The sequence below is a fragment of the Desmospora activa DSM 45169 genome, from assembly GCF_003046315.1.
GTDB lineage: Bacteria > Bacillota > Bacilli > Thermoactinomycetales > DSM-45169 > Desmospora > Desmospora activa.
Genome location: NZ_PZZP01000002.1, coordinates 149,187 through 164,173, shown reverse-complemented (window position 1 = coordinate 164,173; position 14,987 = coordinate 149,187). Strand labels below are relative to the sequence as shown.

Sequence of the window (14,987 nt, the reverse complement as noted above, 5' to 3'; positions counted from 1 at the left end):
TCGCGAAGACAATGGATTCTGGATCACGCGAAAGGGCTTGATTATAAAAAATATAACCGTACCACCGCTCCCATAATCGGGAGCGAAAAGCGGACAGTTCTTATGTCACTTTGCAAACAACAAGAGCAATGAGACTTAAATTAGTTGAGTGTAACACTTTTATGGAAATTTCCCTCCCAATCGATATCGATTGCCAGATGCTCTGGAGCGAAAGGCGCATTGAAGGAATGCGTGGAAGGAGGGGGCAGAATGACTTCGAATTGGCGGCCTGATCACTACCTGGAACAATTGGCGCAACAGTATCAGATGAAACGTGAGGCGGAGCGGCACAAACAGGGTTGGGAGCAACAACGGGAACAGATCAAAGAGCGAGTGCGGGCGGCTCTCGGCGACTTTCACGATCCCTCACCGCCGGAGCTTCGTCCTGTCCGGCTGGAACAAAAGGAGTATCCCGCTTTTATCCGGGAACGGGTGGAATATACGTCACTGCGGCATCTGCGCGTACCGGCGTATGTGTTGATTCCAAAGGAACGACGCGGAAGCGTTCCCGCCGTATTAGCCCTTCACGGGCACGGTTATGGCAGCATAGAAGCGGTTGGGTTAAATCCGGATGGAACGGAAAGCGGGGAGGAGGGAAGCCACTCCCGCTTTGCGCTGTCCTTGGTAAAGCGGGGGTTGGTGGTGATCGTTCCGGAGAACATCGGCTTCGGTGACCGCAGGTTGAAAGAAGATAAGGAGGCAAAACCGGGTGAAAACTCCTGCTATCGCCTCGCCTCGCAGCTGCTGCTGTTTGGACGCACCTTGGCCGGTTTACGAGTGGCGGAGGCGATGCGGGCCCTTGATTATCTGCAGGGGCGAGCAGAGGTTGATGCCGACAGAATCGGTTGTATAGGTTTTTCCACCGGCGGGATGATCGCCGCCTTGACTGCGGCTATGGATAAACGGATTACGGCGACGGTCATTTCCGGATATACAAACACCTTCGCCGGCAGCATCATGGCCCGCCGCCACTGCCTCGACAATTATCTGCCCGGTATTCTCCATAATGCCGAGATGCCGGAGATGATCGGCTTAATCGCACCCCGTCCCCTTTTTATCGAAGCAGGCACCGCTGATCATTTGTTTCCCCTTGATCAAGTGAAAGTGGCTCTCTCCCAGTTAAAACAAATCTATGGATACTATCGGGCGAAAGAGTGTCTGGATGCGAATCTGTTTGCCGGCGGCCACAAGATTAACGGCGAAAAAGCATATGATTGGTTGAAGCGGATGCTGATAACATCCTGAAGGTGAATCGTTTTGTGCTTATTGATTGCCATGGTCCCCCCGCCGGTCTGTTTAGCGGGCGAAGCAGCTCCTATCAGCAATATATTAGACACTTCCTTGGAGAAAGCTTTACCGCTGCCCATATGGGGGTGTTTTTCTCGAAAGGAGTAATGTTGATGAGCCACAATATGATCTGGTATCGCGCACCGGCTACGGATTGGAATGAGGCGTCGCCGCTTGGAAACGGACGTCTAGGCGCGATGGTGTTTGGTCGTACCGAGCGGGAGCGGTTACAGGTGAATGAGGACTCTGTCTGGTACGGTGGTCCCCGTGATCGCAACAATCCGGATGCGTTGAAGCATTTGCCGGAGATTCGCCGCTTGCTTGTGGCAGGTCGCCTCCAAGAAGCACATCGGTTGGCGCGATTGGCACTAAACGGTGTGCCGGTACAAGAGCGCCATTATGCGACACTGGGGGATATTTGGCTTGATTTTGACCATGGAGAAGGGGAAGACTATCGCCGCCAACTGGATTTGGAACGAGCGATGGTAACCGTGCGCTATCGTGTTGGGGATGTTTCTTATACACGGGAACACTTTTGTAGTGCTGCCGATCAAGTGATGGTTACCCGTATTGCGTCGGATCAGCCGAAGAACGTTTCCTTGGTCGCCCGTCTTTCCAGGGAGAATAATAAAGCGATCGATGAAATTGTCTCGGTCAACGGGAATACCTTGGTGATGCGGGGAAACTGCGGTGGCGGCGGTTCTGATTTGCGGATGGTGCTGACGGCAACGGTTCAAGGGGGAACCGTTCGCACGATCGGTGAGAGCATCCTGATTGAAAAAGCAGATAGCGTTGTCCTGCTAATGGGTGCAGAGACCACGTTTCGACATGAAGATCCGGAAGCCGTCTGTCTCGCTATGGTGGCAGCGGCGTCGGCTCAACCGTATGAACAGCTTCAACAGCGCCATTTCGAGGATTATGCGCCATTGTTTCAGCGGGTAAAACTAAGCTTGGATGATGAAGACGAAGCAAAATTGTCACGGCTGGCGACCGATGAGCGGTTGGCACGCGTCCAGGGGGGAGCGGAAGACCGGGGTTTACTTCCCTTATACTTTCAATTTGGTCGCTACTTGTTGATCGCCAGCAGTCGTCCCGGCACATTGCCCGCAAACTTGCAGGGCATTTGGAATAAACAGATGGACCCTCCCTGGGGCAGCAAATATACAATCAACATCAATACGGAGATGAATTATTGGCCGGCGGAAATCGGTAACCTGGCGGAATGTCATCAACCGCTGTTTGACTTAATTGAACGAATGCGTCCCAACGGGCGCGTCACCGCGAGGAAGATGTACGGTTGTGATGGTTTTGTCGCCCATCACAATACTGATATCTGGGGGGATACCGCACCGACGGACGATTATCTGCCGGCGACGCATTGGCCAATGGGTGCGGCGTGGCTTTGTCTTCATCTGTGGGAGCACTATGCTTTTAGCGGTGATCGCTCGTTTTTGGAGCAGAAATACGATACGCTAAAAGAGGCGGCACAGTTTTATCTCGATTTTTTGATGGAGATGCCGGATGGAAGCTTGGTGACATGTCCATCGGTTTCACCGGAAAATACATATCTGTTACCCAATGGGGAGTCGGGAACCTTGTGTGCCGGACCTTCCATGGACAGCCAATTGATCCGAGAACTGTTCCGGCGCTGTATCCAGGCAGGGGAGATCCTCGGGGTGGATCGCGATTTTCGTGAAAAGATGCAAACGGCTTTGGCAAAAATTCCTCAACCGCAACGGGGCAAATGGGGTCAAATTCAAGAATGGATCCAGGATTATGAGGAGAAAGAACCGGGCCATCGCCATATCTCCCAGCTGTTTGCCCTTCATCCCGGCAGCGAAATCACCCTGCGGAAAACGCCTGATTTAGCCGCCGGTGCCCGCAAAACACTGGAGCGGCGGTTAGCCCACGGTGGCGGTCATACCGGCTGGAGTCGGGCATGGATTATCAATATGTGGGCCCGGCTGGAGGACGGAGAACAAGCGTACCACCATCTGTTGGAGCTGCTTCGCCATTCCACTTTACCCAACCTGTTTGACAATCATCCGCCATTTCAAATTGACGGCAATTTCGGCGGCACTGCCGGTATCGCAGAGATGTTGTTGCAAAGCCACTCAGGGGAGATTCACCTCCTTCCTGCACTGCCGCAGGCGTGGCCTTCCGGCCGTGTCTCCGGATTGCGTGCCCGTGGCGGATATGAGGTGGATATCAGCTGGGTAGACGGCACCCTGACAGAAACCCGTTTACGGGCACAAGTGCAGCAAAAGTGCCGCTTACGCACACCGCTTCCGGTGATTATTGCTACCACGGGTGTAGACGGGGAAGGGGAGCGGATGTGGCAACGTCCAGAAACAAATGTGATCGAGTTTATGGTTGATCCCGGTGAAATGGTGGTAATCCGGGGGATCACGTAAATGTCAATCAGTGGGGATACTTCCATCTCCGCTGATTATTTTTTTGATCCAAGCTGATTTGATTGTAAAAGATACTCTATTTTCTAATAATAGCTAGTTTCATAAGGTTTTCACTAATAATTTAAAAAGCCCAGTAACAGGCGATTGAAGCCCTATCATGTCAAAATAAGGGGACAATATCACTTCCTGTTGTCTACTAAAAAAGGAGGGTTTTATTCATCCTCTCTTTTTTTTTTGGATTCTATCTTGTATGATGGAAGTGCACTACTAGTTTTTTCTTCTTTTTACTAACTCTTTGCTTGATGCCATTATTCCATGTTGGCATTAAACACACATTACATATTTGGAAGGTGGACAAACATGAGAAAACTGCTTTATCTGTCGATGGCCGCTGTTTTTGTTTTGGCCGGATGTTCTGGTGGTGGGGCTTCAGGCGGAGGTGGACTCTTACCTGGCAAAGATCTCACTCTGGAAGAAGTGTTGACGAAGACCAGAGAAACATCGGAAAAGAATAAGGATAAGACCCAGACGGTTCAATCCACCGTACGCTCAAAAAGTGAAACGGAATCCAATGGCCAAATCGTCTCATCTAGAGATAGTACAGCGAAAGAGACAACAGTAAGAAATTTTGAGCCTTATGCCAGTTACACCAAAGGCACAGAAACCATTCATAAACAGACGGTGCAAGGTGAAGTGCAAGCCGAGAACCAGGAAACACCGATCGAAAGCTATTTTGTAGATGATATCTATTATTCACTGAAAGAGGATGGCACTTGGACAAAAAGTGGCGGCGATAAAGAATCTACGGAAGAAGAACCTGAAGTAGAAGAGCCGACGGAAGAAGAGGAAGAAGATGCGTTTCAGAAGATGATCGACAAATTGAAGAACCTGGGTGACGATCTATCCATGACCCGTGAAGACGGTGCTTATATCATTCACGCCAAACTGAGTGGAGATCAAGCAGCTCAATTGGTAATGGACGAAGAAGAATTAGCGAAAGCGAAAGAAGCGGGTCAGGAAATAAAGGAATTTGAATTTAAATATTGGATTGATGAGAAGAGCTTTGAAATGAAAAAAGCACAAGTGCGCCAAGTGATAGAAACGGAACAGGCCTCACCACAAGATCCAAGTGCGGTCATGAAGTCGAAACATGAAACAAACTCATCACAGGCGATTGAATATAAAGGGGATAAGGTAACCGTTCCGGACGATGTGAAAAACAATGCGGTTGACTTCGAAGAATACTTGCAAAAACAAATGCCTAACTTCGGCGGATAAGTCCTCAACAATCGTAGCTGCCGGCAACAAATGACGAGAGTAAAACTTAACAAAAAGGGGTGTCGGTTTTGAACCGATACCCTTTTTTTGGTGCAGTGTAGAACCCTTTTATATCTTGACATACGGATTGAGCAGACCCTATAATACCTAAAACCGATTAAGCGAATAGGAATTAATAATTATATCCTTAGGGGTCTGATACAGAATGGGGAAACAACGATCACACATAAAAATTGGAGTCTTTATCGCTGGAACCGGACATCATGTCGCTTCCTGGCGCCACCCACAAGCCCAAGCGGATGGCACCATGAATCTTTCTTATTTGAAGGGATTGGCGCAAACAGCCGAACGTGGGAAGCTGGATATGTTGTTTTTAGCGGACAGTTTATCGATTGATCCGCATTCCCATCCCAATATTTTGGCACGATTTGAACCGTTGACGGTGTTATCCTCCTTGGCTGAAGTTACCTCCAACATCGGACTGGTGGCGACGGCATCGACGACATATGGTGAACCGTTTCATACTGCACGTCAATTTGCATCACTGGATCATATCAGCAATGGTCGTGCCGGTTGGAATGTCGTCACCTCGTCCATTCCTGCAACCGGGGCCAATTTTAGCAAGGAAGAACACTTGGAGCATGGTCGGCGCTATCAGCGTGCGCAAGAGTTTGTGGAAGTGGTAAAAGGCTTGTGGGATTCATGGGAAGAAGATGCCTTGGTACGGGATAAGGAGAGTGGTGTTTTCTTCGATCCGGACAAATTGCATGAACTGAATCACAAGGGTGAGTTTTTCTCCGTTCGTGGGCCTTTAAATATTGCACGTTCACCCCAGGGACATCCGGTCATTGTACAGGCGGGATCATCGGAGTCGGGGCAGCAGTTGGCAGCTCAAACGGCGGAAGTGATTTTTACCGCGCAAAACCATCTCGCTGGTGCACAAGCGTTTTACCGGAGTGTAAAGGAGAAAGTTGCCTCCCAAGGCCGTTTGCCTGAGGAAGTAAGCATCATGCCCGGCATCTTTCCGGTAATCGCTGAAACCGAAGCACTAGCACAGGAAAAATATGAGGAATTACAAGATCTCATCATCCCTTCTGTCGGTTTAAAGATATTATCGACCGCTATGGGAGGGGTCGATTTAACGCCGTATCCGCTTGATGGACCGTTACCGGAGATTGAGCTGCCGGAGTCCAATGCCGTCAAAAGCCGCTCTCAACTGATTAAAGAGATGGCGCAGCGAGAAAACTTGACGATTCGCCAATTGTATAAAAAAGTGGCGGGGTCGAGGGGACATCATATTTTTATCGGTACACCGGAACAACTGGCGGACCGAATGGAAGAGTGGTTTACACAAAAGGGAGCAGATGGCTTCAATCTCATGCCACCGCTGTTGCCGGAAGGGTTGGAGCTGTTTGTGGGACAGGTTGTGCCCATTTTGCAAGAGCGTGGATTATTCCGCAGGGAATATGAAGGAAAGACACTACGAGATCATCTCGGATTAAAAAAGCCGTAGAATTGCTACCAACGATAGGCGAGACTCAAGCCAAGCATTGCAAGATCGAGGATCAAAGTGATCAAGGTGAGCCGGGTGCTGGCGAGTGCGGAGTGAAAACGGAAATTTACTCCGACTATTACCCTTATATAAAATGATGATGGGTTATATCGGGGAAGTTTGAGGTGCGGATCAATGGGACAACACTTTCGATTGGCTACATTGGAAGATGCGGAAGAACTTCATGCTTTATCATTGGGGGCGTATGAACCGAATCGTAAGTTGGGGATCAATTTTGCGGCAGCGACGGCGGACATCGCTCTCGTTCAACAAAACATACACAACAATGTCTGTTATGTGATGGAAGAAAACGGACGCATCATCGCCACGGTTTCCATTCGCATGCCCTGGGGACCGCAACCGGGGCCTCTTGGTTTACCCCATATCTGGTGGTTTGCCGTTGATCCGACACTGGGTGGAAAAGGAATCGGTTCAAAGTTGCTGAGCTGGGTGGAAACAACGGTAATACGCGATGAATGGAAAGCACCGGCGGTAACCCTGGGAACGGCGGATAAGCATCCATGGCTAATCCGGATGTATGAACGCAGAGGCTATGAACGCGTCGGCGAAAAGGATCTAGGAAAAGGGCATATTACGATATATCTGCGCAAAGTTTTGCGGTCGGATTTGCTACAGACCGGTCATGAGTTAAGTGGAAAATGATTAGGACACGAAATTTTTCAGTTCCCCCACCAAGGGGAGAGTTCAGTGGTAAAGCCACCCTCGAAGCTAAAGGCGTGGAGAGTCATTTTTAACCATAGGAGGAGACGACAGTGAGAAGAAAAGGTTGGTTGGTCGGTTTATTGACAGTGATGGCATTGGTGGTGACCGCGTGCGGTCAAAGTGCATCTGGAGACGAGAAAGTGTTGCGGGTAGGAGCGACAGGACAGAGCTACCCCTTCGCTTATAAAGAAGGCGAGGAGTTAAAGGGGTTTGATGTGGAAGTGATGGAAGCCGTTGCGGATAAGCTCGGTTATGAGTTGGAATGGCAGTTGACCGAGTTTAGCGGCTTGATGGGGCAACTAGAAGCGGGCAAGCTAGATACGATCGCCAATCAAGTGGCGGTTACAGAGGAACGAAAAGAGAAGTACAATTTCACCGATCCTTACGCCTATGCTGGTTCCCAGATTGTGGTCAAAGAGGACAACAAAACGATCAACTCCGTCGATGATCTAGCAGGAAAGACAGTGGCGGCGGTGTTGGGATCCAATCACGCCAAGAACTTGGAAAAACAAGATCCCGATAAGAAGATCAAAATCCGTACCTATGAAACACAGGAAGGTACGTTAAACGATGTGGCTTACGGACGGGTGGATGCCTATGTAAATGCACGCAGCGTATTGATCGCACAGATTGAAAAAAGTGAACTTCCGTTGCGACTGGCTGGCGACCCCTTTGTCTATGAAGAAGTTGCGTTGCCCTTTAAAAAAGATGAAGCGCATGACGAAATGAGAGAAAAGGTAGATCAAGCGTTAGCCGAACTGCGTGAGGACGGAACACTACAAACCTTGTCAGAAAAATACTTTAAAGACGATGTAACGGTCAAAAAAGAAGAGGAATGAGCATATAGGCGGTGTACAAGCCAAAATGAACTTTGATGTGCAGTATATGTTGGATGTTTTCCCTACGCTAATTAAGTACCTTCCGCTAACCTTGTTGATGGCGGTCGTTTCCATGGTGATTGCCGTTGTCGTCGGTTTATTGATGGCGCTGATCACCCAGAATCGACTTCCGGTCATTTATCCGTTGGCCAATGTTTACCTCTCTTTTTTTCGCGGCACACCCACATTGGTGCAGTTATTTTTAATCTATTATGGATTGCCGCAGCTGTTTCCTTCATTTAGTACCATGGATGCGCTAACGGCGGCCATCATCGGTTTAAGTCTCAAACAATCCGCTTATCTGGCGGAAATTTTCCGCGCCGCGTTAAATTCGGTGGATAAAGGGCAATTGGAGGCGTGCCTGTCCGTCGGAATGACACGCGTGCAAGCGTACCGTCGCATCATCTTGCCGCAGGCGACGCGGATCGCCCTACCCGGTACGGGCAATCAATTTATCCAACTGATCAAAGAAACGTCGCTGGCCTTTACCCTCGGCGTGGCAGAACTGTTTGCCCAAGGGAAAATGATGGCTTCTGAGTCGCTACGTTTCTTTGAAACCTATTTGGCGGTGGCGATTGTATATTGGGCGGTTACGATTGTGTACAGCATTTTGCAGGAATGGCTGGAGCGAAAAATCAGCAAACCCTATGAGAAATAGGAGCGTACCGATGATTAAGGTAACGGATTTGCAAAAGCGATTTAACGATCTCGTCGTATTGGACGGTATCAGCTTTGAGGTGGGGCGTGGACAAGTAGTGGCGATTATCGGGCCATCCGGTTCGGGAAAATCGACACTGTTGCGCTGCCTCAATCTATTGGAAAAACCGGACGGCGGTCTCATCGAAATCGGTGACGCCACCCTGGATGCGCAGCAATACACCCGCAAAGAAGCCCATCTCCTCCGTCAGCAGACGGCGATGGTATTCCAAAACTATAACCTGTTTAAAAATAAAACCGCCTTACAAAATGTGACCGAGTCATTACTGGTAACGAAAAAGATGACAGCGAGCGAAGCCGAAACAATCGGCCGTTCGTTGTTGGAACAGGTTGGTCTCGCCCCCAAGGCGGACAACTATCCCATCACCTTGTCAGGTGGAGAGCAACAGCGGGTGGGTATTGCCCGGGCGCTGGCGGTTGATCCCCATGCGATCCTGTTGGATGAACCGACATCGGCCCTCGATCCCGAACGGGTTTCGGAAGTGTTGCGGGTGATCAAGTCGATTGCGGAAAAACAGACGACGATGGTGATTGTAACCCATGAAATCGCATTTGCCCGGGAAGTGGCCGATTATGTCATCTTTATGGCGGACGGTAAAATCGTGGAAGAAGGACCTCCGCATGCGTTGATCGATCAGCCGCAAAATCCGCGAACCAAGCAATTTTTGCAACAAATTGGTTCTCCCACTGCACCGGAGTATGAAATATGAACGAATCAATGCTGACTAGAGAATTGGCCCGTCTGGCGCTTTCCTCGCACCCTGAGGAAAGCGCGGAGGCGTTTGCTGCCGCTCGCTTAGGGGTGATCGATTTTCTCGCTTCCAGCTTTGCGGCTCGTGATGAGGAAGCAATCGCCAAACTGTGGAGAGTGGTAAAAGCGGAAGGTGGACATGCACAGGTCCCTGTCATCGGGCAGGGGGAAAAGGTAAGTTTTTTGCAAGCGTCTCTACTAAACGGCTTGATCGGACATGCTCTCGACTATGATGATGTTCACTCCGATGTGCGCGGTCATCCCAGCACTGTGATTTTGCCTGCACTGATTTCGGTGGCGGCGACAGAAAAACCGAGTGGAGAGCGATTTTTGGCCGCCTATGTGATCGGCGTGGAGACGATGGCTAGACTGGGGCAAGCGATTGGCCCTGACCACTATGTAAAAGGGTGGCACAATACGGCGACGCTGGGGGGGATTGCGGCAGCGGTTGCGGCTGCTTATCTGAAGCGTTTTTCACAAGCGGCGATGGAAAAAGTGATCGGATTTGCAGCGACGCAAGCGAGTGGATTACGCATCCAATTCGGTTCAGAGATGAAACCGTTGCATCCCGGTTTAGCTGCCCATGCGGCGCTTTTGTCTCTGAAGCTGGCGGAAGAAGGCTTTGCTGGAACCCGGCAAGCGCTGGATGGTCAGTTGGGTTTTTTTGGCTTATATGGAGATGGCGATCAGGATCGAGCGAAGCGGTTATTGGTGGAGGGCTGGGGAGAGCCGTGGAAAATCGTGACACCCGGCCTTTGGTTTAAACGGTATCCCTTTTGCTCAGCTGCCTATCATGCCGCAGATGCAGCGGTCCGATTGCGGGAGAAAAACAAACTTTCCCCACAGGATATTGAGAAAGTGGAGATTATTTTTCCTCCTGATGGAGATGCAGCTTTGGTTGAACGAGAGCCGCAAACGGGGGAGGAAGGCCGGTTTAGTGTTGAATATGTGGTGGCACTGGCCTTAAACGGTTATCCCTTATCCTTGGATAACTTTACGAAAGCCCCGCTTGCAGAAGAGATAAAGCGATTTTTGCCCCGTATTCACAGAAGCTATGATGCCAAACTATCCCCGGTACCCCATGCCGTACCCAAAGGCCGCTTTACAATTGTAGCGGTTACGACGACTGACGGTACCACTTATTGTGAGCGCATCGACCGGCCCAAGGGTGCACCGGGTCAGCCGTTATCTTCAGAGGAGCTACGGCAGAAATTGGAGCATGCCTTAGCAGGTGAACCGGATCGAGCGGAACGGATTATAGGAACGGTATCCGCTTTAAAAGGAAAAGAAGATTTGCAGCAGTTACTCTTCTTATTATCGATCACCTCGCGCTTGTAATAGAGTTGTACGCATTTAAAAAAGAGGCGAAGCCACTGTTGAAGTGGTTTCGCCTCTTTTTTAACCTATTGCGTAAGAAGTCTCCCGCTTCTATAAGCGGTGAGAGGAATGGCGTGTCAGACAAGGGATGGCTTTTGCCACCCGCAGGTGGGGGAGGTTCATTGGAAGTTATGAATAGCGGCCCACTGCCTAGGCTCTTAAGGTGAGGAATCACTACGGGAATACAACAAAAGTGTTGCTATTTATAGCGTGGAAGATTTATAATGAGCATATGATAGCGCTTTATTCATTGAATGTGTTTCAAAATGAAACGATATTACATTAGCTGTATCAATTTTGATTGCGCTTACAACTATAAGAGAGTTGGTTACAATCGAAATTCTCTCTTTACATATAGGATGTTGCAAGTGTGACCGATTGTTATCAATCAGGTTGATAGATACTACTTATATGAATTTAGGAGGTTAAAACATGGATTTATTGAGTCCTGGTACCATTACCTTTATATTGGCCGTTATTGTTATCTATATACTTTTTACTACTTGGCTAACCATAAGGTTACGGAGTAAATCAAATGCGGAGTTCAATAATGCCGCTAAATCATTGCCTGCTATCGTTGTGGGTATTCTCATGATGTCGGAGTTTATCGGTACAAAATCAACAATAGGGACCGCTGAGTCAGCCTTTATTAATGGGATTTCGGCTTCGTGGTCGGTTGTCACTGTTGCTGCTGCCTTTTTTATCTTTACCTTTTTTCTGGTCGATAAGTTTTATAAGACCGGGCAATATACGATATCCGGCATTATCGCTGAAAAATATGGGAAATCGACCAAAGTGGTTGTTTCGCTGATCATGATTGTTGCGTTACTCTTAGTGAACCTCGGTAATTATTTGAGTGGCTCCGCAGCTATCGTCTCCATATTGGGTATGCCTTTGATGACATCGGCCATTATTATCGCTATTGTTAGTACATTCTACTTTACATTCGGTGGAATGAAAGGGGTTGCATGGGTAACCATCTTACACTCTGCTGTGAAGTATGCAGGAATTATGATTACAGTAGGTGTCGCACTGCATCTTGCTGGTGGATTCGATCCGATGGTGGCTGCTTTACCTGAACATTACTTTACATGGGATGGAACGATTGGGGCAGGGACAATTTTTGCTTGGTTTATCGGTAATATGGGGGCGATTTTTGCTACTCAATTTATTATTCAAGCGATTACCTCATCTCGGAGTGCAAAAGAGGCAAAACGATCCACTCTATATGCGGCGTTATTGTGTCTGCCGCTGGCGATTGCGATTGGGGTTATTGGAGTGGCAGCAAGGTATCTGTATCCAGAGATTGATCCATTGTATGCGTTTCCAGTTTTTATGCAGCACATGAATCCGATTCTAAGCGCGATCGTGGCGACGTCACTCGTTGCTTCTATCTTTGTGGGTGTGTCTACAGTGGCGCTGGCTACAACCACTTTGATTGTGGATGACTTTTATGTTCCAAAAGCGAAGCCGTCTCCAGAACAACGGTTGAAAATGACGCGTGTTGTATCGATTGTTGTTGGAATAGTGCCACTAGTCGGAGTCGCCTTTGCTCCGGAACTACTGACCTTATCCTTTTTTACAAGAGCGCTGCGAACATCGATTGCTGTCGTTGCAGCGATGGGCTTTTACTTGCCTCATTTTAGCTCAAACCGTGGAGCGACCATTGGGCTTACCGCCTCTGGCGTAATGACGAGTGCTTGGTATCTGCTGGATGATCCATTTGGGATCGATAATATGTATATTGCGATTGTTGTACCGTTTCTCGTACTTGTAATCGACAAATTGATCAGTGGGAATAACAAGACGCATTTAAAATCAAAAGAAGGATGAACAGGAGTGATTCATCGATGAATTCAAGCAACGAAATCATAGCCAATGGACTGTTGAAAGCAGAGGAAGGCCGTATCGACGCTTTTTTACCGACCGACTGTATCCAAAATCATGCGGCAAACCTACTACCGTTGAATAATGGGGATCTGCTGTGTGTTTGGTTTGGTGGAACACAAGAGGGCATACCCGATATCTCGATTTATATGTCTCGGTTGAAAAAAGGTTCCGATCAGTGGAGTCCATCCATCAAGCTTTCCAATGACCCAACGCGTTCAGAACAGAATCCTGTTCTTTTTCAAGCACCTAACAACGAGTTATGGCTCATGTACACTGCTCAAAAATCGGGCAATCAAGATACAGCGATTGTGAGATATCGAATCTCCAGGGATCATGGGTATTCGTGGAGTGAGATTGACACCTTATTTGACCAACCTGGAACATTTATCCGTCAACCGATCGTTGTATTAGATAATGGAGATTGGCTACTGCCGGTTTTCTATTGTGTGACCATCCCTGGTGTAAAGTGGACCGGAAACCGTGATACCAGTGCCGTTAAAATCTCACATGATCAAGGGCGAACTTGGGAGCAGGTACCGATACCGAACAGTACCGGTTGTGTCCATATGAACATTGAAAAACTGGGGGACGGCTCTCTGATTGCTTTCTATCGCAGTCGGTGGGCAGATTCTATTTATGTAAGCCGCTCCGATGATAACGGACAATCCTGGACCGAGCCAACGCAAACAGAGCTGCCGAACAATAATTCGTCGATACAAGTAACAAAACTAAATAATGGCCATCTGGCGTTAGTATATAATCATCGGAATGCAGAAAATATCACGGAAAGAAGGACTTCACTCTATGATGATATCGAGGATGAAGATATCCAAACAAGAGTGGATACAGAAGCGAGGGAGGCTTTCTGGGGAGCGCCGCGAGCTCCAATGACCATCGCCATTTCAAAGGATAACGGGGTGACTTGGCCCATAAAAAGAAACCTCGAAGTGGGAGACGGATATGCCATGACGAACAATTCAAAGGATAAGTTGAATCGGGAATTCTCCTATCCGTCGATTAAACAGACAGCGGATGACTACATTCATATTGCCTTTACATACTATCGGCAAGCCATCAAATATGTTCGCGTGACAGAAGACTGGGTAGGGCAAGAATAAACAAGTCAAGCTGACTGGTGGGCGTGTGAATCGCTTTTGACACGATCTCAAATAAAAGCAGCCGCAAAGTCATGTATGGCTTTGTGGCTGCTTTTTATCACACTTGTTAATTCATATAAGAACCGCCATTGATATGAATGGTTTGTCCAGTGATAAAATCCGATAAGTCAGAAGCCAAAAAGGAGACAAGGTCAGCGACATTCTCCGATTTTCCAATTCGTTTAAGCGGAATTTTATCAATGACCGCAGCGCGATACGGTTCGCTCCACTGCTTACTCATATCGGTTTCGATTGGTCCAGGACAAACCGCGTTTACATGGATATTATGCTCAGCCATCTCTTGGGCAAGATGCATCGTTAAATAATTGAGTCCTGCTTTGGAAACCCCATAAGCCGGGGAAGCGTTTTTATGGGGAGTTTTTGCTGTGGTTGAGCTGATATTGATAATTTTTCCCTTTCGCTGCTTCATCATGACAGGAAGAACCGCTTTACACAACAAAAACGCGCTTGTTACGTTTATATCAAGCACTTTTTTCCACTCTTGCAGCTCGGTTTCAAGCGTGGATCGCCGCAGGTTAATACCGGCATTATTGACAAGGATGTCAATGCTCCCATAGTGTTTGGTAGCGGCTTGCACCAAATCAGCCGCTGTTTCTGCATGACTGGCATCTCCTGCAACGACAACGCAAGATTGGCCCTCGTGATGGATTTCTTCCGCTAGTTCGTTTAATCGTGTTACGTTTGTTCCATTGACAACCAATCGAACACCTTGCTTGGCTAAATTTAAAGCGATAGATCTGCCAATTCCTCTGCTCGCACCTGTGATGACGGCAACTTTTTTTTCAAGGTTCATGGTAGCCTCCTTGTCCGATATTTTATTACACGACAACGGGCAGTAAGATCCATATTTCAAGAGATCACTGCCCGCTATTTTTGATCGGATTAATGAACAAAACAAGTAGT

At 48.3% G+C, this 14,987-nt stretch carries 12 protein-coding genes; 11 read left to right on the top strand and 1 reads right to left on the bottom strand.

Annotated features, from left to right (window positions below):
* Positions 1-249 precede the first annotated feature (249 nt).
* The 11 genes from C8J48_RS14080 to C8J48_RS14030 all read left to right on the top strand — a co-directional run bounded on the left by C8J48_RS14080 (position 250) and on the right by C8J48_RS14030 (position 14,024).
* The gene (locus tag C8J48_RS14080; RefSeq protein ID WP_107727896.1) at positions 250-1,284 is read left to right on the top strand and encodes a dienelactone hydrolase family protein; all 1,035 of its coding nucleotides are present in this window, start codon (positions 250-252) and stop codon (positions 1,282-1,284) included.
* Between the two features lie 155 nt (positions 1,285-1,439).
* The gene (locus C8J48_RS14075) at positions 1,440-3,740 is read left to right on the top strand and encodes a glycoside hydrolase family 95 protein (protein ID WP_107727895.1); all 2,301 of its coding nucleotides are present in this window, start codon (positions 1,440-1,442) and stop codon (positions 3,738-3,740) included.
* 360 nt (positions 3,741-4,100) lie between these two features.
* A complete protein-coding gene (locus C8J48_RS14070) occupies positions 4,101-5,018 on the top strand; it encodes a DUF6612 family protein (RefSeq protein ID WP_107727894.1) in 918 nt (305 codons plus the stop codon).
* Between the two features lie 205 nt (positions 5,019-5,223).
* Positions 5,224-6,531 carry an LLM class flavin-dependent oxidoreductase gene (locus tag C8J48_RS14065; RefSeq protein WP_107727893.1) on the top strand — a complete coding sequence of 436 codons (1,308 nt, stop codon included), beginning with the start codon at positions 5,224-5,226 and terminating at the stop codon, positions 6,529-6,531.
* A gap of 174 nt (positions 6,532-6,705) precedes the next feature.
* Complete coding sequence (locus C8J48_RS14060; protein ID WP_107727892.1) at positions 6,706-7,233, top strand: GNAT family N-acetyltransferase; 528 nt, start codon at positions 6,706-6,708, stop codon at positions 7,231-7,233.
* A gap of 149 nt (positions 7,234-7,382) precedes the next feature.
* The gene (locus C8J48_RS14055; RefSeq protein WP_425430482.1) at positions 7,383-8,132 is read left to right on the top strand and encodes an amino acid ABC transporter substrate-binding protein; all 750 of its coding nucleotides are present in this window, start codon (positions 7,383-7,385) and stop codon (positions 8,130-8,132) included.
* Between the two features lie 25 nt (positions 8,133-8,157).
* Entirely contained in the window at positions 8,158-8,829 is a 672-nt protein-coding gene (locus tag C8J48_RS14050; RefSeq protein ID WP_107727890.1) for an amino acid ABC transporter permease, read from the top strand.
* Positions 8,830-8,839: 10 nt separating this feature from the next.
* Positions 8,840-9,598, top strand: coding sequence for an amino acid ABC transporter ATP-binding protein (locus tag C8J48_RS14045; RefSeq protein WP_107727889.1), 759 nt, complete (start codon positions 8,840-8,842; stop codon positions 9,596-9,598).
* Positions 9,595-10,977 (top strand): MmgE/PrpD family protein, encoded by a 1,383-nt coding sequence (locus C8J48_RS14040; RefSeq protein ID WP_107727888.1) that lies wholly within the window; start codon positions 9,595-9,597, stop codon positions 10,975-10,977. Before C8J48_RS14045 ends, C8J48_RS14040 begins: the two co-directional genes overlap by 4 nt.
* 471 nt (positions 10,978-11,448) lie before the next feature.
* The gene (locus C8J48_RS14035) at positions 11,449-12,849 is read left to right on the top strand and encodes a sodium:solute symporter family protein (protein WP_107727887.1); all 1,401 of its coding nucleotides are present in this window, start codon (positions 11,449-11,451) and stop codon (positions 12,847-12,849) included.
* 17 nt (positions 12,850-12,866) lie between these two features.
* Positions 12,867-14,024: a sialidase family protein gene (locus C8J48_RS14030; protein WP_107727886.1), complete on the top strand. Its 1,158-nt coding sequence runs from the start codon at positions 12,867-12,869 to the stop codon at positions 14,022-14,024.
* 106 nt (positions 14,025-14,130) lie between these two features.
* Here C8J48_RS14030 and C8J48_RS14025 read toward each other — a convergent pair whose 3' ends face one another.
* Complete coding sequence (locus tag C8J48_RS14025) at positions 14,131-14,877, bottom strand: SDR family NAD(P)-dependent oxidoreductase (protein WP_107727885.1); 747 nt, start codon at positions 14,875-14,877, stop codon at positions 14,131-14,133.
* Positions 14,878-14,987: the final 110 nt, after the last annotated feature.